This window comes from Pseudomonas brassicacearum subsp. neoaurantiaca, from assembly GCF_013608025.1.
In the GTDB taxonomy this organism is placed as follows: domain Bacteria; phylum Pseudomonadota; class Gammaproteobacteria; order Pseudomonadales; family Pseudomonadaceae; genus Aquipseudomonas.
In genome coordinates this window covers 124-19,051 of sequence record NZ_VDLV01000048.1, presented here as the reverse complement: position 1 = coordinate 19,051, position 18,928 = coordinate 124, and the positions used below count along the sequence as shown (strand labels likewise).

General features: G+C 59.4%; 12 protein-coding genes. 9 read left to right on the top strand and 3 right to left on the bottom strand.

The annotated features are described in order from the left end of the window. Positions 1–205: 205 nt before the first annotated feature. Positions 206–2,644, bottom strand: coding sequence for a Lon protease family protein (locus tag FHK92_RS22195; RefSeq protein ID WP_181290007.1), 2,439 nt, complete (start codon positions 2,642–2,644; stop codon positions 206–208). Positions 2,645–2,918: 274 nt separating this feature from the next. Between FHK92_RS22195 and FHK92_RS22190 the strand changes: the two genes are divergently transcribed. The 7 genes from FHK92_RS22190 to lanM all read left to right on the top strand — a co-directional run bounded on the left by FHK92_RS22190 (position 2,919) and on the right by lanM (position 10,275). Further along, positions 2,919–3,407 carry a DUF3015 domain-containing protein gene (locus tag FHK92_RS22190; protein ID WP_030140293.1) on the top strand — a complete coding sequence of 163 codons (489 nt, stop codon included), beginning with the start codon at positions 2,919–2,921 and terminating at the stop codon, positions 3,405–3,407. Positions 3,408–3,496: 89 nt separating this feature from the next. Continuing rightward, entirely contained in the window at positions 3,497–5,350 is a 1,854-nt protein-coding gene (locus FHK92_RS22185; protein ID WP_181290006.1) for an Lnb N-terminal periplasmic domain-containing protein, read from the top strand. 104 nt (positions 5,351–5,454) lie between these two features. Next, positions 5,455–5,811: a hypothetical protein gene (locus tag FHK92_RS22180; protein ID WP_181290005.1), complete on the top strand. Its 357-nt coding sequence runs from the start codon at positions 5,455–5,457 to the stop codon at positions 5,809–5,811. 70 nt (positions 5,812–5,881) lie between these two features. Then, a complete protein-coding gene (locus tag FHK92_RS22175) occupies positions 5,882–6,373 on the top strand; it encodes a GreA/GreB family elongation factor (RefSeq protein ID WP_181290004.1) in 492 nt (163 codons plus the stop codon). A 288-nt stretch (positions 6,374–6,661) separates the two neighbouring features. Beyond that, positions 6,662–6,805 carry a hypothetical protein gene (locus FHK92_RS22170; RefSeq protein WP_181290003.1) on the top strand — a complete coding sequence of 48 codons (144 nt, stop codon included), beginning with the start codon at positions 6,662–6,664 and terminating at the stop codon, positions 6,803–6,805. Positions 6,806–6,950: 145 nt separating this feature from the next. Beyond that, positions 6,951–7,106, top strand: a complete 156-nt coding sequence (locus FHK92_RS22165; RefSeq protein WP_181290002.1) for a hypothetical protein — start codon at positions 6,951–6,953, stop codon at positions 7,104–7,106. 85 nt (positions 7,107–7,191) lie between these two features. Further along, positions 7,192–10,275: a type 2 lanthipeptide synthetase LanM gene (lanM, locus tag FHK92_RS22160; protein ID WP_181290001.1), complete on the top strand. Its 3,084-nt coding sequence runs from the start codon at positions 7,192–7,194 to the stop codon at positions 10,273–10,275. Between the two features lie 93 nt (positions 10,276–10,368). Here the strand turns inward: lanM and ettA are convergent, their stop codons facing one another. Then, the gene (ettA, locus tag FHK92_RS22155) at positions 10,369–12,033 is read right to left on the bottom strand and encodes an energy-dependent translational throttle protein EttA (RefSeq protein ID WP_181290000.1); all 1,665 of its coding nucleotides are present in this window, start codon (positions 12,031–12,033) and stop codon (positions 10,369–10,371) included. Between the two features lie 270 nt (positions 12,034–12,303). Between ettA and FHK92_RS22150 the strand changes: the two genes are divergently transcribed. Further along, positions 12,304–16,152: a sensor domain-containing protein gene (locus FHK92_RS22150; RefSeq protein WP_181289999.1), complete on the top strand. Its 3,849-nt coding sequence runs from the start codon at positions 12,304–12,306 to the stop codon at positions 16,150–16,152. Between the two features lie 227 nt (positions 16,153–16,379). Next, positions 16,380–17,633, top strand: coding sequence for a serine hydroxymethyltransferase (gene glyA / locus FHK92_RS22145; protein ID WP_030140299.1), 1,254 nt, complete (start codon positions 16,380–16,382; stop codon positions 17,631–17,633). A gap of 80 nt (positions 17,634–17,713) precedes the next feature. Here the strand turns inward: glyA and yjiA are convergent, their stop codons facing one another. Further along, complete coding sequence (gene yjiA, locus FHK92_RS22140) at positions 17,714–18,682, bottom strand: GTPase (RefSeq protein WP_181289998.1); 969 nt, start codon at positions 18,680–18,682, stop codon at positions 17,714–17,716. Positions 18,683–18,928: the final 246 nt, after the last annotated feature.

Here is an 18,928-nt window from a genome sequence, read left to right as displayed (position 1 = left end):
AAGGATTTCGAGACCAGAATGCGCCGGGCGGTCATAGTGTGAATATTGACGCCAAACTGGTGACGCCATTGAGGAGATCATCCAAAAAACACTGTGGGAGCGAGCTTGCTCGCGATAGCGGCGTGACAGTCAAGGAAACAGTGACTGATACTCCGCTATCGCGAGCAAGCTCGCTCCCACCGGGCTTGCGTCGGTCAGAAAAGCCTTACGCCGGCTTGGCCTCCGTTAGCGCCTGCTGTGCCATTTCCTTTTCCGCTTCCTTGATATCTTCGTCGCTGATCATTTCCGCGATGACCCGCAGCCGTTCCACGACGCGAGCGTTGACACTGCCCTCCGGGAACTCGCCGTTCTCGTCCGGCTCGCCGGCAGGCTCGCCCACCAGCAGGCTCAGGGCTTCATCGGCCTGGCGCACGGCGTAGACATGGAACTGTCCCGCGCGCACGGCCGCCAGCACCTTCTCGTCAAGCATCAGGGTCGCGACGTTGGCCTGGGGAATGATCGCCCCTTGCTCGCCCGTGAGCCCGCGGGCTTCGCAGAGGCGGAAGAAGCCTTCGATCTTCTCGTTGACTCCACCCACCGCCTGCACTTCGCCGAACTGGTTGATCGAGCCGGTGATGGCGAAGCATTGCTTCAACGGCGTCTTAGACAAAGCCGAGATCAGCGTGCAAGCCTCCCCGAGGGACGCGCTATCGCCGTCCACATAACCGTAGGACTGCTCAAGGGCGATACTGGCCGAAATCGCCAACGGGAATTCCTGGGCATACCGGCTGCCCAGGTAGCCGGTCAGGATCATCACACCCTTGGAGTGGATCGGCTGCCCGAGGTTGACCTCGCGTTCGATATCGACGATACCGCTGCCGCCCGGGTACACCGTGGCGGAAATCCGCGCCGGCACGCCAAACGCCGAGTCGCCGACTTCCAGCACCGTCAAACCGTTGCACTTGCCCACGGCCGCGCCATCGGTATCGATCAAGATGATCCCCGCCAGCATGTCATCGAGGATGCGCGCCGAAACGCGCCCGGTCCGAGTCGCCTTGGCCTTTAGGGCTCGCTCGATGTGGCCGGCGTCGGTCATCTCGTCACCCGCCAGTTGGCGAATGAAATCCGCCTCGCTCACCAGTTGGAACAGATCACCGATACGCGCCGACAGGCGCCCCTGGTGTTCGGCCAGGCGCGCGCTATAGGTGGCCAGGCGTGCCACCGCGTCGGCGGTCAGCGGTGCCATGCCCTCTTCCGAGGTTCGGGTCTTGAGCAACTGGGCAAACTGCTCCAGGCTCTCGTCGCCCATCGGGATGTCTTCGTCGAAGTCCACCAGCACGCGAAACATCTCCTGGAAATCCGAATCCAGGTCCTGCAAGGCGTAATAGAGCTGGCGCGCGCCGATGATCACGACCTTGACCTGCAGCGGGATGTGCTGCGGTGTCAGGGTGACGGTCGCCAGGCGACCCAGCTCACCCAGCGGCGATTCCATTTTCAGCTTGCGCGACTGCAGGGCACGCTTGAGCGCATCCCACACGAACGGCTCGCCGAGCATTTTCTCCGCTTCAAGAATCAGGAACCCGCCGTTGGCGCGGTGCAAGGCGCCTGGGCGCAATTGCCGATACGTGGTGTAGAGCGCGCCTTGGTCGGTGCTGTACTCGATGCGCCCGAACAGGTTGTCGTAGGTCGGGTGCGGTTCGAACACCACCGGCGCACCGCCGCTCGCCGGGTGGCCGACGACCAGGCTCGGCGCGTATTGCTCTTCCAGCAGCTTGCGGGCGACAGCGTCGGTCTTGCTGTCATCCACCAACTGCTCGACCACGGTCTTGAGCAGATAGACCTGCATGGCTTGCAGATAACCGCACACGGCGGCGTTCTCGGCGTATTTCTCCGACAACGGCGCCAGCAACGGTTGCAAGGCCAGGGTGATGGTTTCTTCGTTGAGGTGACGCAACTGGTTGTTGGACTCGCGCTTCCACTGCGGCAGGCTGGCGAGCTCTTCGTTCAGGCGCTCCTCCAGGCCGGAAATATCCTCATGGAATCGCTCGCGCTCGGCTTCTGGCAACTGGGCGAATTCCGCCTCGTCCAGGGCCTTGCCCTCGCTCATCGGGGTGAAGGCTATGTTGCTGCTGTCACGGTACAGCGCGACGTCCTTTTCCAGCGCCAGGCGCTCGATCACATCGAGGGCGCGGTCGTAGCGCTGGTTGAAGGCGCGATCGATGGCGCTCTTTTTCTGTTGATAGGACGGATGTTCGAACACCGCCGGAAACGTCGCCAGCAGGTTGTCGATCAGGCCATTGATATCGCCAATGAAGGTGCCGGCGGTGCCCGACGGCAGCTCCAGCGCGCGCGGCTCGCGGGGTTCATCGAAGTTGTTGACATAGACCCAGTCCGACGGGGTCTGCATGCGCTTGCCTTCGGCCTTGAGGTAGCGTTTGACGAACGAGAACCGGCCGGTGCCGGGCTCACCCATGACAAATACGTTGTAACCGGGGCGTGGCATCGCCACACCGAACTGCAATGCTTCGACCGCACGTTCCTGGCCAAGCACACCGCGGAAGGGCTCCAGATCATTGGTGGTAGAGAAGCTGAACTGTTCAGCGGAAAACGGACGGGTCAGCGCTTCGGGCGCTAGACGCAAGCTGGCAGCAACAGGATCAGGCATCGGGCTTCCTTACATCAGGCGGGGCAGATAGCGGCATTCTGGCGCTGCCCGTACCTGACTGGCAAGGAGCGCCTGAGGCCAAAGCATAGTCGAGGGAAAAACCCTGGGCAGAGCCCCGCAAGCAATGGATTTGCAGTAATGTTTTTGCAAAATGCCACGGAACCCTCGGATCGTGCCTAAACTCCAAACTGCGCGGCTGGAACAATAACCGGCCCACTGGCTGCTGTTGGGGCCAGACCCTGTCCATTGGTATGCACATAAAGAGAACATAGCTATGAAACGGATTCTTCTCGGTACTCTCTTCACCGCTGTATCCATCAACGCCATGGCTCAGGCGCCGGGCGGCCCGGATTGCGGTTGGGGCAACATGCTGTTCGAAGGTCAGCGTGGCACCCCGGCTCACTTCCTCGCATCCACCACCAACGGCACTTCCGGCAACGCCACCTTCGGCATGACCTCCGGCACCAACGGCTGCTCGACCAACGCAGCGCTGACCTACGGTGGCAAGTCCTGGCTGGCCATGAATGGCATGATGAACGAGCTGTCCGAAGACATGGCCAAGGGTCAGGGCGAAGCGCTGACCACCTACGCCGTGGTACTGGGTGTGGCGCCGGAAGACCGTGCCCACTTCTCGGCTGTGACCCACGAGCACTTCCAGCAGATCTTCAGCAAGGCTGACGTGACTGCCGAAGACGTGCATACCAACACCCTGGCCGTGCTGAAAAACGACCCTCGCCTGGCCAAGTACGCGACTCAAGCTTAAGCTCGGCACCACTCGCTCCTTTCGGGGAGCGGGTTTTCTTTTTGGGGCCCTCTCGGTCTTTATTTTTTCGACTTTCCAAGTAGCCGACTATGCTCAAACGCCTTGCCTGGCTGGCGCTCTGTGTGTGCGCCCCGCTGTCCGCCGCGCCCCATGTCGACCCTCAACGTTTGCAGCAACTGGCCAATGATCGCTTCTGGATTTCCCTCGGGCACTACGAAACCGCCAAGCTCGGTGGCTGGCGCAGTTACATCAGCGACAAGAAATTCTTCCTCGCACCCGACGGCAACGAACACCCCGACCGCGAACTGACCGCCACGCTGCAAGCCCTGTACGGCCCGGCCAGCGCCGGCCAGCAACACGCCCAATGCGTATATCCGGCGCGTACCCGCTGGCTGAAGGCGCAGCTCGGCCTGACGGACCTGCCGGCGGTCAATTGCAGCGACTACACCCAGTGGTTCAAGGACGTTTCGCCCCACAGCGCGGTGATGATCTTCCCCGCCGCGTACCTGAACAGCCCCTCCTCGATGTTCGGCCATACCTTGCTGCGCATCGACCAGGCCGATGTGCAAAGCGACAAGACCGCGCTGCTCAGCTACGCGATCAACTTCGGCGCCTACATCGAAGGTTCGGACAACAGCATTCTCTACGCCTGGAAGGGCCTGATGGGCGGTTATCCCGGCCTGTTCGCCCTGGTGCCGTACCAGGAAAAACTCTCCGAATACCGTAGCCTCGAGAACCGCGACCTGTGGGAATACCGCCTCAACCTGAGCCAGGCGGAAACCGAACGCATGGTCGAGCATGTGTGGGAACTCAAGCAGATCCAGTTCGACTACTTTTTCTTTGACGAAAACTGCTCCTATCGCCTGCTCGAATTGCTGCAAGTGGCTCGCCCCAGCCTGCGCCTGACCGAACAATTTCCGCTGACGGCGATTCCCACCGACACCGTCAAGGCAGTGAAAGAAGCCGGGCTGGTGGAAAGCATCCAGTATCGACCGTCCCGCGAACGCGAGCTGCTCAGCCGCGCCGAACCGCTCAGCGATGATGAACAACAGTGGGTGCTGAAAGTCAGCGCCGACCAGCAACAGCTGCAATTACCTGAGTTCAAGGCGCTACCGCGCGATCGCCAGGCGCTGATCATCGACGCGGCCTACCGCCTGGAGCGCTACCGCGCCAACGGCCAGGAACGTGATCCCCAGCGCGCCCAACGCAGTTTCGAACTGTTGCGAGCGATCAACCAAAACCCCGCGCCGGAACTGGACATCCCGCAACCGGGCCTGCCCGAAGACGGCCATCAATCGCGTACCTGGCAGGCCGGCCTGGGCACGCGAGGCGACCGTGCCTTCGGCGAATATGGCTTGCGCATGGCCTATCACGACCTCAATGACAACGCTGAGAGTTTCCCGCTGGGGGCGCAGATCGAAATCCTCCAATTGAAACTGCGCCAGTACGAAGGCAACGATTGGCAAGTGCAGCAACTGGACCTGGCGACCATTCGCTCCCTGACCCCACGCAACGAGCTGCTGCAACCGCTGTCCTGGCAGGTCACCGGTGGCTTGGAACGCGTGCCAGGCAAGCACGACGATGAAACGCTCGTCAGCCACGTCAATGGTGGCGGCGGCGGCACTTGGGCGTTGGGGGACGATGTGTTGGGCTTCGCCCTGGGCACCGTACGGGTCGAGCATAACAATGACTTCGCCGAATTCATCGCCCCGGCCGCCGGTTTCAACAGCGGGGTGCTGTGGAAAAACCCGCTGGGCAACCTGAGCCTGGAAGCCAAGGGTGATTATTTCGTCAACGGCGAAGTGCGCCGTAGCCTGAGTCTGAACCAGCAGTGGGAATTGTCCCGTAACCTGGGCCTGCGCCTGAGCGCCCAGCGGGAGTTCAGCCACTTGGCCTCGCCGGAAAGCGAGGTGATGCTCGAGGTGAAGTGGTACCACTACTGATAGCCGCAGGCGCAACACACGGATTAATCACCGCGCTTTCACGCCTTTCTGACGAATCCACTTCTAGACTTAGGGTATGAGTCAGATTCGGTGAGAAGGTAGAGATGAGGCGCGCGGCAGTGGTGCTGAGTGTGTTGATGTTGCTTGGTGGCTGTGAAACCACCCATGAAGATTTGATCGCCCGAGGTTATCCGCCGGCCTTCGCCGATGGTTTCGACGACGGTTGCAGCAGCGGCCGACAAGCCGCCGGTGCGATCACCGGCCAGTTCAGGAAGGACGTGCCGCGTTATCTCCGGGATCCCCGCTACGCCGAAGGCTGGGGCGACGGCTTTCGCCAATGCCAGGCCATGCGCGAGAGTGAAGAGCGTGACGCCTACCGCGAACGCCATTGGGACGAGCGCGAACGGGCCTGGCAACAGGAGAAGGATCGCGACGCCGGCCGGGCTTATCACTCGCAGTGAGTCGCTCAGAGGCATTCGTCGAAACCAAAACCTTGCGACCATGGCCCAAACTCCAATGGAGGAGAATCCTATGAGTCGCGCTTTCGTCAACGAAGACAACGCTGCCGCCCAGGCCGATCAGCCGGTCGAACGCCAGATCAGCTCGCAACCCAACTATGTCACGCCCACTGGACTGGCCCAGCTACAGGTCCAGGTCGCCGAGTTGCAGGCGCTGCACGGCCAGCAGGCGAGCCGAGGGGAGCTGGCGGACAAACAGCGGACCGCCGACCTTGAACGGGATCTGCGCTATTTCACGCAGCGCCTGCAAAGCGCCCGGGTCGTTGCGCCGACTTCATCCGATCAAGTACGAATCGGACACTGGGTGACCTTTGTCGATGAACAGGACCACGAGCAGCGGGTGCAATTAGTGGGTGAAGACCAGGCCGATGCGGCCAATGGGCTGATCAACTGGGGCTCGCCGCTGGGACGGGCGTTGCTGGGGACAACGGTTGGGGATGAGGTGACTTGGGAGCGACCGGCCGGGAATCTCATCATTGAAGTCATCGCTATCGACCCTGAATGATCTTGGTCGACAGACTCTTGTCGGGTGCAGTGACAAGAACACTTCAAACACATCTGCAACCTGAACGCTACATGACAGCGTTTCAACCTGGATGCGAAGTTGGCAAGCCATCCAATCCTCATCAAGCAACGCGCACCAAATCCGTCTAACTTCAACTAGATAACACTGATCTACACCTGTATCAATATGTAACCGCAACATAAAGTTATAACGACAGGTTTGTGTCAAACCAACAGCGTGCTACTGTTTTCCCGCACTTCAACCAGTGCAAAAAAAGGGAAACACATAATGAGCGAACGAATATTGGCAATGCCTGGCGACTTCGACAGCGACCTGAAGCCGTATCAACAGGTGAACAGTCTCGGTATCGAATCAGCGACGCTGACCATTATCAAGTGCGGCACCATAGAGTGCACCGCCGTGTTTTGTTAAACCCTGTAATAGCCTGCAGCGCAGGTACGTGATACATCCTAATCCCCTAAATAACTTTATTACATCCTACAGCTCGGGCGCTTTCCGGTACCCGATTGACCGCTGGTCACTGTATTAGATTGTATAACCTGATGAGGAACTACCTATGAGTGAAAAAATCCTGAACATGTCCGGTGACTTCGATTTCGAATTCAATGCCTATCAAGCGCCCGCCAACACCAGCGAGATCCTGTCAACGACGCTGGAATGCAACACTTTTGGAACCTGCACCAATATTGGCTGTTCGACACTCGGGTGCTGATAGCGCCTGACTGACCATCGAAACTTGCAGCAAACGTCAACATAGAGCAGGCACCGCCTGCTCTATCCATGTCAGGAGCTACGGCATGCTTGTCAATGCGTTAAAGTTTGATCAGCGAGGGAAGCACGGAGTCTCTTCCGAAGGTTGCATCGCGCTTTTTGAAAGCAACCTGAGCCGTCTACATACTGATGATCAGGCCTTGCTGGATCACTTTGGAGTGGGCAGGGAACAACTGGTTTCCCATATCAATTCCCCCATCGACAACGAGCCCCTGCCTATCGACGGTGAAACCGTCCTGAACGCCCTGAAAAAAAAGCTTGCTCGACTTGACAGCATTAATGTGGAAACGAACACAAGCTCGATCGACAAAGACAATTTTTATTGGTTTGGCTATCGTTTTTTTCTTTATTTCATCAATAGATTCCAAGCGGACGGACGCTACTCCCATGCGTCAACATACATTAACGGGCCCGCTTTTTTTAAAAGCCTGGAACCCTATGTCCTGGCCCGGGTTGGCCGCACGTCAGAACAAAGCCTGGTCCATTATTTGAACACGCAAATCGCCCACGGCGATGACATTGACTTGAACACGTTCAATGAACAGCTGCGCACATTACCGCTGCTGGAATTTTTCGAAGTTTACCCGGTGCTGGCGACGTTGTTGTTTGACCTGCTGGAAGACACACTCAACTATCTTTATGCGGTCATTCTCGACTTCGCTGCCGATATCGAGTCGCTGGAAGCTGAATTTTCTATTGCGTCTCGACAAATCGACGCTATTGAGCTCGGCCTGGGGGACCCCCACGGCCGTGGTGAAACGGTCTGCCAGGTTAAAATCTGCGCGATTTCATTGATCTACAAACCGAGGGCAAGCCGAGAAGCGCTTTTTTTCAACCGCCTTCTCGGCCAACTGCATGAATGGACAGAAGCGGATTGTTTTTCCATCCGCGCACCCAGGATCCTCAGCCGCGAGCGGCGTAGCTGGGTAGAAAAAATCGACAACGAGCCCTGCGAAAACGCGGCGGACGTTGCACTGTTCTACAAGAAAATGGGCGCGCAGATAGCTGTCGTTCATGCACTGAACGGCATCGACTTTCACTACGAGAATATTATTGCGTGCGGCAACAGTCCGGTCATGATCGACCTCGAGTGTTTATTCACCGTTTCCACCAGCGACCTGCTGAGCGATCTACCCGCTGGCTGTGCATTGTCCAACAGCTTTAAATCGGTCCAGCAGTCAGTATGTTCCAGTGGCTTTCTACCCTTCTCGCAACACCCCAATAACGACCAAAGCGGGCTGAGTCGGCAAGAGCTATTCATCGCCACCCGCCATTCGCTGGTTTTCGAGGATGGCTTTTATCATTTGCGTAAAACGTCATTCGAGCATCAGCTGACACAAAAACACCTGCCGCTTTTGCAGGGTCAGCGCAAGGGACTGGAAACCTATAAAACCGAACTGTTCCAAGGCTTTGAATATGCCTATGCGGAATTAATGGTCCATCGATACAAGATCATGCGGATGCTGGAACAATCCGCCTGTGGATTGACCACCCGCGTATTGCTCAAAAACTCTCAGCGCTATGCCGATTTTATCGGGCTGATCCGTCATCCACGCTTTACACAAAACATGCTCGACAGAGAACTTCTGCTCGCAACCCTGTGGAAAGACCTGAAAGAACCCTATCGAAAGATGGGCATTCCCCGCTATGAAATAGCCGACCTGCAGAGGTCCAGCATTCCGTGTTTCACCATGCCTCTGAGCGCCAATCATTTAACGAGCGCACAGGGTGAAACAATAGAGATGGCAGCCGTGGAGCCACCGATAAAAAGCTGTCTTCAAAAGTTAGTGAACCTGTCCCGAAAGGACTGGGCTTTACAACGCACCCTGCTCGAAGTCTGCTTGTTTCCAGAGCCAATCGGACATCCGCCACCCCGTGTCGGGCAGGTGCCTGGGGACCTTGTAAAGACGCTCCAGGCGGACCGACTCGACGCCATATCGAGCATCAGTTCCCGCCTGGAGGAACTCGCAGTAGCGGGAACAACAACAGACGTCAGCTGGTTGTATTTTCATACCCATCCCACGACACGCAGAAAATATCCTTCACCCATGGATCACGGGCTTTATTCCGGTATCGCCGGGATTGGGTTGTTTTACCTGAGCCTGTTTAAAGTGAGTGGTCAGCCAGTCTTTCTGTCGCGCATGGATCAAGTCCTGTACTCACTGGAACAACGCTTCGGCTTTTTCAAAACCGATTTGACGATCAGCGCCTATCACGGGCTCGGGGCTTTCGTCTATTTGCTCGTCAATCGTCGCCAGATCACTGGCGACGCCAGCCATGATGAAAGAATTGCCGGCCTGCTGGACCAGCTGATTGAAATGCCTCCTGAAAATTATGAGTTCGACTTCTTGGGAGGTTGTTGTGGAACGGTAACGCTGCTGGCCAATATCTACGCGTTGTCTGGACAAAAGGATGTGCTGCCGACCATCCGACGCATGATCGACTACATCAAGGATCAGATCCTGATTGAAGACGGCCAACTGCTACGACGCAGCGATCGCTCCGTCATTTTGACGGGCCTGTCCCATGGCCTCTCGGGCGTCATCCATGCATTGTGCAAAGCCTATGACGTGACCGGCGATTCGACTCTGGTGCCCTTGGCCATCCAGATGCTGGAGGGTGAAAACCGCTTGAGTCGGGATGGTTTCTGGCTGGACCTGCGGAACCTCGGGCCCGCGGACCATACGTCCAAGTGGTGCCACGGTGATGGCGGTATCCTCATCGCCAGGCGACAGCTCATGGAATCGATGGGAGATGCCCTGGACGATGCGACCCGGCAGACTGTGCGCGACGATATACGACGATGCGAGAGCAATCTCTGGGCCCATGGGTTTGGCGAGGGCTATAACCTTTGTCATGGTGATTTCGGCAATCTGATCTGTCTGTATGACTTGTATCGGCACTCGGGCAATCCTGAGGGTATCGACAGGGTCAAACAGGCTTTGGGCGAAGTCGCCCGGCAGTTTTTCGAAGGGCCGCTTCTGGACAGCGATCGGGTTCCCGACGTGAGCCTGCTGACGGGAATTACGGGCGCCGGTTATGCCCTGCTGTATGAGATAGATCCGACGATCCCCAACATACTCTCGCTCGATTTCGCTGTACCAGCTTAAAGCTCGCTCCCACATTTCTGATCTGTAGTGAGGGCAATATTGCGCCCATAAAAAACGGAGCCCGAAGGCTCCGTTTTTCATGCAACGACCTTATCAGGCCAGTTTCTTGTGCCGTACACGATGCGGCTGGGCGGCCGCTTCGCCGAGGCGCTTCTTGCGATCGGCTTCGTACTCGGTGTAGTTGCCTTCGAAGAACACCGCTTGCGAGTCGTCTTCGTACGCCAGGATGTGGGTCGCCACACGGTCGAGGAACCACCGATCGTGGGAGATCACAATGGCGGCGCCCGGGAAGTCCAGCAGGGCTTCTTCCAGGGAACGCAGGGTTTCAACGTCGAGGTCGTTGGACGGTTCGTCGAGCAGCAGGACGTTGCCGCCCTCCTTCAAGGTCAACGCCAGGTGCAAGCGACCGCGCTCACCACCGGACAAGTCCTTGACGAACTTCTGCTGATCGCCGCCCTTGAAGTTGAAGCGACCGACGTAAGTGCGCGACGGGATTTCATAGTTGCCGATACGGATCTGGTCGGAACCGTCGGAGATCTGCTGGAACACGGTCTTGCTGCCGTCCAGGTCCTCGCGGCTCTGGTCGACACAGGCCAGTTGCACGGTTTCACCGATCTCGATGGTGCCGGAATCCGGGGTTTCCTTGCCCATCAGCATGCGGAACAGCGTGGATTTACCCGCGCCGTTACCACCGATCACACCGACGATGGCGCCTTTTGGCATGGAGAACGACAGGTTGTCGATCAATACGCGATCGCCATAACCCTTGCTGACGTTCTTGAATTCGATGACCTTGTCGCCCAGGCGTGGGCCGGCCGGGATGTAGATCTCGTTGGTTTCGCTGCGCTTCTGGAATTCCTGGGACTGCATTTCCTCGAAGCGTTGCAGGCGTGCCTTGGATTTGGACTGGCGGGCCTTGGCGCCTTTGCGCACCCACTCCAGTTCTTCCTTCATGGCTTTTTCATGGGCCGATTGCTGCTTGGATTCCTGGGCCAGACGATCGGACTTGGCTTCCAGCCAGCCCGAATAGTTGCCCTCGTACGGAATGCCGGCGCCGCGGTCGAGTTCGAGGATCCAGCCGGCGACATTGTCCAGGAAGTAACGGTCGTGCGTGATCGCTACCACAGTGCCTGGGAAGTCGTGCAGGAAGTGTTCGAGCCAGGCGACGGAATCGGCGTCCAGGTGGTTGGTCGGTTCGTCGAGCAGCAGCATGTCCGGGGCCGACAGCAGCAGGCGGCACAGGGCTACGCGGCGCTTCTCGCCACCGGAGAGGTGTTCGACCTTCGCGTCCCAGGCCGGCAGGCGCAGCGCATCGGCGGCGACTTCCAGCTGGCGGTCCAGGTTGTGGCCGTCGCTGGCCTGCAGGATCGCCTCGAGCTTGGCCTGTTCGGCAGCCAGTTTGTCGAAGTCGGCATCCGGGTCGGCGTAGGCGGCATAGACCTCGTCCAGGCGCGCCTGGGCGTCCTTGATGACGCTGACCGCTTCCTCGACCACTTCGCGGACGGTCTTGGTCGGATCCAGCTGAGGCTCTTGCGGCAGGTAGCCGATGTTCAGGTCTGGCATCGGACGGGCTTCGCCGTCGAATTCGTTATCGACGCCGGCCATGATTTTCAGGAGAGTGGATTTACCCGAACCGTTGAGGCCCAGTACGCCGATCTTGGCGCCGGGGAAAAAAGACAAGGAGATGTTTTTCAGGATTTCCCGCTTCGGCGGAACAACTTTGCTCAGCCGATGCATGGTGAAGACGTATTGAGCCATGGTGAACCTAGCGTCAGTGACAGGTGAAAAGAACGAGCCAGGCCATGCGCGGCACCGGCACTTGATGCTATCAATGCCTGCGGGCGGATGGCGCCTGGGAAGCTGGAGCTGGAACGCTCTTGTTTGACCGGCAAAGCTACCTCAACCGTCGGTCCAGGTCCAGCCGCCAAGGGCTGGCACTTTGCCACAAGTCAAGGCATGCTAGCCGCCCTTCGGGCGTCCGGCTTATAGTGCCCGTCGCGCCAGTCCAGCAAACCGCAGGATTACAGCTTGTCCAATGTCACGCCGCCCCCGTTCCCACGCGCACCGACAGCTGTGCCTGGCCTGCCCCTGCGCGGAACATTGAAGGGCGCGCTGGCCTCGCTGGTCTTGTTATTGCTGGGCCTGCTCTTCTGGCAGTTGCTTGATCAATTGCGTGAAACCCAGCAGCAACAACGTCAATACACCATCGACTTCACCGCCGACCTGGCCGCGCAAGTCAGCCTGAACATGGCTTTGAACGCGCAAATCGCCCTTAACCTGCTACCGATCGTCGAACAACCGCAAACCGCCGACGAACAGCAGTCCCTGCTGCACAAGCTTCAGCAATCACTGCCTCAATTGCGCAGCCTGGCGCTGCTGAGCCCATCGGGCAGGGTACTCAGTGACAGCGACGCCGACAGCCAGGACGCCGACTACCTGGCAGAGTTGGTACGACGCAGCCATGCCCAGGCGCACTACTTCAGCAATGCCGAAGATGGCTCCGTGGTGCACCTGTTGTTGCACCAGGCCAGCGGCAGCAGTCGCGGTTACTGGGCGCTGCGCCTGACGCCGAGCTTCTTCTCGACGTTGACCAAGCAGGCCGACACGGGCTTGCGACCGCTGTGGCTGGTGGAGAACCGTCTCAACCAGCAAATCATCAGCCGCGACGAAAGCCTGCCCTCGACCACACCGACCCAACTGACCTCGCAAGACCTGAGCGACACCGTGCTGACCGTGCCCCTGAGCAGCAGCGACTGGCAATTGCGCGGGCTGTTCGATCGGCGCCAGGTGCTTGAACAGCTGCTCCCGGCCTTCATTGGTAAATGCCTGCTGGGCCTGGCGCTGTCGATGCTTCCGGTGATCGCACTGCTGAACATGCGGCGACGCCAGCGGCAGTTGCACGAAGGCCGCCGTCGCTACCAGGATATTTTCGAGGGCACCGGCGTGGCCCTCTGCGTGCTTGACCTGTCCGGCCTGAAGGCATTCTTCGCCCGGACCGGCCTGCAGGATGGCGAACAATTGCGCGCCTGGCTGCAGGACCCGCAGCACCTCGAACAGTTGCAGCAGCAGGTGCACGTCACCGAAGTCAACCAGATGGCCTTGAAGCTGCTCAATGTCGACTCCTGCGAACAAGCCTGGCAACTGCTGGTCGGTAACGGCCCGAAGGACAACAATCCCATCGGATCGAAACTGCTCGAAGCTCTGCTCGACGAGCACAAACAGTTGGAACTGGAAATCAAGCTGCAGGACGCCCATGGTCGAGACCAGCATTTATGGCTGGTACTGCGCTTGCCGGAAACCCAGCGCGACTACAACGCCGTCATCCTGAGCATCAACGACATCACCAGTCGCAAGCTGATCGAACTCTCGCTGCTCGAACGCGAAGGTTTCTGGTCCGATGTGGTACGCACCGTTCCAGATCACCTTTATGTGCAGGACGTCATCAGTCAGCGGATGATCTTCAGCAACCATCACCTGGGGCAGACGCTCGGCTACGACCGCACCGAGCTGCACCAGATGGGCGAGTATTTCTGGGAAATCCTGCTGCACAGCGACGACGCCGACCAGTACCACTTTCTGCGCCAGCAACAGCGACGCGGCGGGTATACGCAACTGTTGCAATGCCAATTACGCTTCCGCCATCGCAACGGCAAGTGGCGACGTTTCGAGGTTCGTGAGCAAGCCCTGGCCCGGGACCGCTACGACCAGGTGACACGCATCATCGGTGTGGCAAAGGACATCACCGAGCAGATCGAGGCCAGCGAATCCCTGCGCGACAGCGAGCAACGCTACCGGATGCTCGCCGAAAGCATCAGCGACGTGATTTTTTCCACCGACAGCAAGCTCTCGCTCAACTACGTCAGCCCGTCGGTCCAGGCGGTGCTGGGCTATGCCGCCGACTGGATCTTCCAGAACCGCTGGCAGTCGATCATCGCCAATCCGCAACAACTGACGGGCATCTACAGCCTGATGGACCGCGTCAGCAAGGCCCTCGACAAGCCCGACCAACTGGCCGAACTGCGCACCCAGATGCAGACCCAGCTGTTCCTGTTCGACTGCCTGCGTGCCGACGGGCGCAAGATTCCCATCGAACTGCGGCTGGTGCTGGTGTGGGACGACCACGGTGCGTTCGAAGGCGTGCTCGGCGTCGGTCGCGACATCAGCCAGCAGCGTCGCGCGGAAAAAGACCTGCGCATGGCCGCCACTGTATTCGAACATTCGACCTCGGCGATCCTGATCACCGACCCGGCCGGCTATATCGTCCAGGCCAACGAGGCTTTCAGCCGCGTCAGCGGTTATGCCGTCTCGCAAGTGCTGGACCAGTTGCCCAACATGCTGACCGTGGACGACCAGCAGGAAGCCCATTTGCGCTACGTGCTCAAGCAACTGCAACAGCACAGCACCTGGGAAGGCGAAGTCTGGCTCAAGCGTCGCAATGGCGAACATTACCCGGCCTGGGTCGGCATCACGGCGGTGCTGGACGACGAAGGCGACCTGGCCAGTTATGTGTGCTTCTTCAGCGACATCAGCGAGCGCAAGGCCAGCGAGCAGCGCATTCATCGCCTGGCCTATTACGACGCCCTGACCCACCTGCCCAACCGCACGCTGTTCCAGGATCGCTTGCACACCGCGCTGCAATCAGCGGAGCGGCAGAAGACCTGGGTTGTGCTGATGTTCCTCGACCTGGACCGCTTCAAGCCGATCAACGACTCCCTCGGCCACGCCGCCGGCGACCGCATGCTCAAGGAAATGGCCACGCGCCTGCTCGGCTGCGTGGCCGATGACGACACCGTGGCGCGCATGGGCGGCGACGAGTTCACCCTGCTGCTGCAACCGCGCGCCAGCCGCGAAATGGCGCTGAACCGGGCCATCACCGTGGCCGAGCAGATCCTCGCCAGCCTGGTCCGGCCATTCGTTCTGGAAGGCCGGGAATTTTTCGTCACCGCCAGTATCGGCATCGCCCTGAGTCCCCAGGACGGCAACGAACTGAGCCAGTTGATGAAGAACGCCGACACGGCCATGTACCACGCCAAGGAACGCGGCAAGAACAATTTCCAGTTCTACCAGGCCGACATGAACGCCAGCGCCCTGGAGCGCCTGGAATTGGAAAGCGATCTGCGCCATGCCCTTGAGCAGAACGAGTTCGTGCTGTATTACCAACCGCAGTTCAGCGGCGATGGCAAACGCCTGACCGGTGCCGAGGCCCTGTTGCGCTGGCGCCATCCGCGACGCGGGCTGGTACCGCCGGGGGACTTCATTCCGGTACTCGAGGAACTCGGGCTGGTGGTGGACGTCGGCGACTGGGTCATTACCGAAGCCTGTCGGCAACTCAGGACCTGGCACCAGGCCAAGGTCCGGGTACCGAAGGTCTCGGTCAACATTTCCGCCCGGCAGTTCTCCGACGGCCAGTTGGGCACACGCATCGCCACTATCCTGCGCAACACCGGCCTGCCGCCGGCCTGCCTGGAGCTGGAACTGACTGAAAGTATCCTGATGCGCGAAGTCAGCGAGGCGATGCAAATACTTGCCGGGTTGAAGAACCTGGGCCTGAGCATCGCCGTCGATGACTTCGGCACCGGTTATTCGTCGCTCAACTACCTCAAGCAATTCCCCATCGACGTGCTGAAGATCGACCGTACCTTCGTCGACGGCCTGCCGTCCGGCGAGCAGGACGCGCAGATCGCCCGGGCAATCATCGCCATGGCCCACAGCCTCAACCTCGCCGTGATCGCCGAGGGCGTCGAGACCCACGAGCAACTGGATTTCTTGCGCGAGCACGGCTGCGACGAAGTCCAAGGCTACCTGTTCGGCCGGCCGATGCCGGCGAATCGGTTTGAAGCGCAGTTCAGCAATGATGCGTTGTTCATGATCGATTGAAATCTTTGCTGCCTGGGCTGGCCTCATCGCGAGCAAGCTCGCTCCCACATTTGGACCTGTGTACATAAATCCTGTGGGAGCGAGCTTGCTCGCGATAGGGCCAGCCAGGGCAACGCAGAATTGCGCGTGAACCCCATTCGTCCAAGACATGACGTCCTTTCATATGCCTTCCAAAACCGCTTGAGGTAGAATGCCCCCCTTTTCTGCCCCGATCCTTGAGGACCGCCATGTTCAGCCGTGATTTGACTATTGCCAAGTACGACGCCGATCTCTTTGCCGCCATGGAGCAAGAAGCTCAGCGCCAGGAAGAGCACATTGAGCTGATCGCTTCGGAAAACTACACCAGCCCCGCGGTGATGGAAGCTCAAGGCTCGGTACTGACCAACAAGTACGCCGAAGGCTACCCAGGCAAGCGTTACTACGGTGGTTGCGAGTACGTCGACGTGGTCGAGCAACTGGCCATTGACCGCGCCAAGGAGCTGTTCGGCGCCGACTACGCCAACGTCCAGCCACATGCTGGCTCCCAAGCCAACGCCGCCGTGTACCTGGCGCTGTTGTCGGCCGGCGACACCATCCTGGGCATGAGCCTGGCCCACGGCGGTCACCTGACCCACGGCGCCAGTGTTTCTTCCTCCGGCAAGCTGTACAACGCCGTCCAGTACGGTATCGACGGCAACGGCCTGATCGACTACGACGAAGTCGAGCGCCTGGCCCTCGAGCACAAGCCGAAAATGATCGTGGCCGGTTTCTCCGCCTACTCCCAGGTTCTCGACTTCCCACGTTTCCGTGAAATTGCCGACAAGGTCGGTGCCTACCTGTTCGTCGACATGGCCCACGTTGCCGGCCTCGTCGCCGCTGGCGTGTACCCGAACCCGGTGCCGTTCGCCGACGTCGTCACCACTACCACCCACAAGACCCTGCGCGGTCCACGTGGTGGCCTGATCCTGGCGCGCGCCAATGCCGACATCGAGAAGAAGCTGAACTCGGCGGTATTCCCAGGCGCCCAGGGCGGCCCGCTGGAACACGTGATCGCCGCCAAGGCGATCTGCTTCAAGGAAGCCCTGCAACCCGAGTTCAAGGCGTACCAGCAGCAAGTCGTGAAGAACGCCAAGGCCATGGCCGGCGTGTTCATCGAGCGCGGCTTCGACGTAGTGTCCGGCGGCACCGAGAACCACCTGTTCCTGCTGTCGCTGATCAAGCAGGAAATCTCCGGCAAAGACGCTGACGCCGCGCTGGGCAAGGCGTTCATCACCGTCAACAAGAACTCGGTGCCAAACGACCCACGCTCTCCGTTCGTCACCTCGGGCCTGCGTTTCGGCACCCCGGCCGTGACCACTCGTGGCTTCAAGGAAGCCGAGTGCAAGGAACTGGCCGGCTGGATCTGCGACATCCTGGCGGACCTGAACAACGAAGCGGTGATCGACGCCGTGCGTGAGAAGGTCAAGGCCATCTGCAAGAAGCTGCCGGTGTACGGCGCTTAACAGCAGCAGCAATAAAAAAAACCGGCCCCAGTGGCCGGTTTTTTTTGTCGTTGGAAAACGAATGCCGCAGGCGCTGGCGATCAGCGGAGCGCGGCTTCAAAGCCGGCGCGGATCTTTTCTTCGGGCAGTTCGTCGGCGATAAATACGATCACGCTTTCCCGGGCTTCGCCTGGCGCCCATTCGGTGTCCCAGTCGAATCCGTACAACTTGAGCACGCCCTGGAACACCAATCGACGGGGCTCGCCTTCGATGTTCAACACACCTTTGTAGCGCAGCAGTTGCTTGCCATGCTCTTCGAGCAGTTGGTTCATGAATTCGCTGAGCTTGTCGATATCCAGCGGCTTGTCAGTGCGCAGCACCAGGCTGCTGATACGATCGCCCGTGGTGGCCTTGCCGACCGGTCGCAAGCTGAACCCGGAGCCCAAGTCCGCATTGAGATTGAATCCACGAATGTCGAGCAGCTCGGCCAGATCGATCTTGCCATGCTCGACCACCCGGATCGGTGCCCGCCGGTTGATTCGAGTCAGGCGCTCACCGAGTGCCTCGACCTGGCTTGAATCCACCAGATCGGTCTTGCTCAGCAACAGGCGGTCGGCAAAACCGACCTGAGCCTGGGCGATGGGCTGGGTCAGGTGGATGTCAGCGTGGGCAGCGTCCACCAACGTCAGGATGCCGTCGAGGATATAGCGTTCACGCAGGTCTTCGTCGATGAAGAAAGTCTGCGCCACCGGCGCTGGATCGGCCAGGCCCGTGCATTCGATCACCAGGCGATCGAAGTGGATCTCGCCGTTGTCCAGCCGTTCGAGCAGCAGGTAAAGGGCTTTGGTCAGATCGGTGTGAATAGTGCAGCACACACAGCCGTTGGCCAGCGTCATGACTTGCACCGGCTCGTCACCCAGCAACTGGGTGTCGATGCCGGCATCGCTGAATTCGTTCTCGATCACGGCGATTTTCAAGCCGTGCTCGGCCTTGAGCAGGTGACGCAGCAACGTGGTCTTGCCCGCACCGAGGAAGCCGCTGAGGATCGTGACCGGGATGGGAGAGGACAAACTGGATCTCCTTGATGGCTGTAAAGAAAGCGGATTTTGTGGGAGCGAGCCTGTTTGCGATGGCGTCGGGTCAGTCAACGATGATGTGGCTGACATACCGCCTCGCGAGCAAGCTCGCTCCCACAGGGGATCGGTGTGTATGCAAAATTAACAATTCACCCCAAACAACTGTGGGAGCGAGCTTGCTCGCGATGGCGGTGGGTCAGTCGACATCATCGTTCACTGACACTCCGCTTTCGCGAGCAG

Coding starts and splice junctions, on each gene's coding strand:
- FHK92_RS22195 (WP_181290007.1), bottom strand. CDS start 2,644: ATGCCTGATCCTGTTGCTGCCAGCTTGCGTCTAGCGCCCGAAGCGCTG.
- FHK92_RS22190 (WP_030140293.1), top strand. CDS start 2,919: ATGAAACGGATTCTTCTCGGTACTCTCTTCACCGCTGTATCCATCAAC.
- FHK92_RS22185 (WP_181290006.1), top strand. CDS start 3,497: ATGCTCAAACGCCTTGCCTGGCTGGCGCTCTGTGTGTGCGCCCCGCTG.
- FHK92_RS22180 (WP_181290005.1), top strand. CDS start 5,455: ATGAGGCGCGCGGCAGTGGTGCTGAGTGTGTTGATGTTGCTTGGTGGC.
- FHK92_RS22175 (WP_181290004.1), top strand. CDS start 5,882: ATGAGTCGCGCTTTCGTCAACGAAGACAACGCTGCCGCCCAGGCCGAT.
- FHK92_RS22170 (WP_181290003.1), top strand. CDS start 6,662: ATGAGCGAACGAATATTGGCAATGCCTGGCGACTTCGACAGCGACCTG.
- FHK92_RS22165 (WP_181290002.1), top strand. CDS start 6,951: ATGAGTGAAAAAATCCTGAACATGTCCGGTGACTTCGATTTCGAATTC.
- lanM (WP_181290001.1), top strand. CDS start 7,192: ATGCTTGTCAATGCGTTAAAGTTTGATCAGCGAGGGAAGCACGGAGTC.
- ettA (WP_181290000.1), bottom strand. CDS start 12,033: ATGGCTCAATACGTCTTCACCATGCATCGGCTGAGCAAAGTTGTTCCG.
- glyA (WP_030140299.1), top strand. CDS start 16,380: ATGTTCAGCCGTGATTTGACTATTGCCAAGTACGACGCCGATCTCTTT.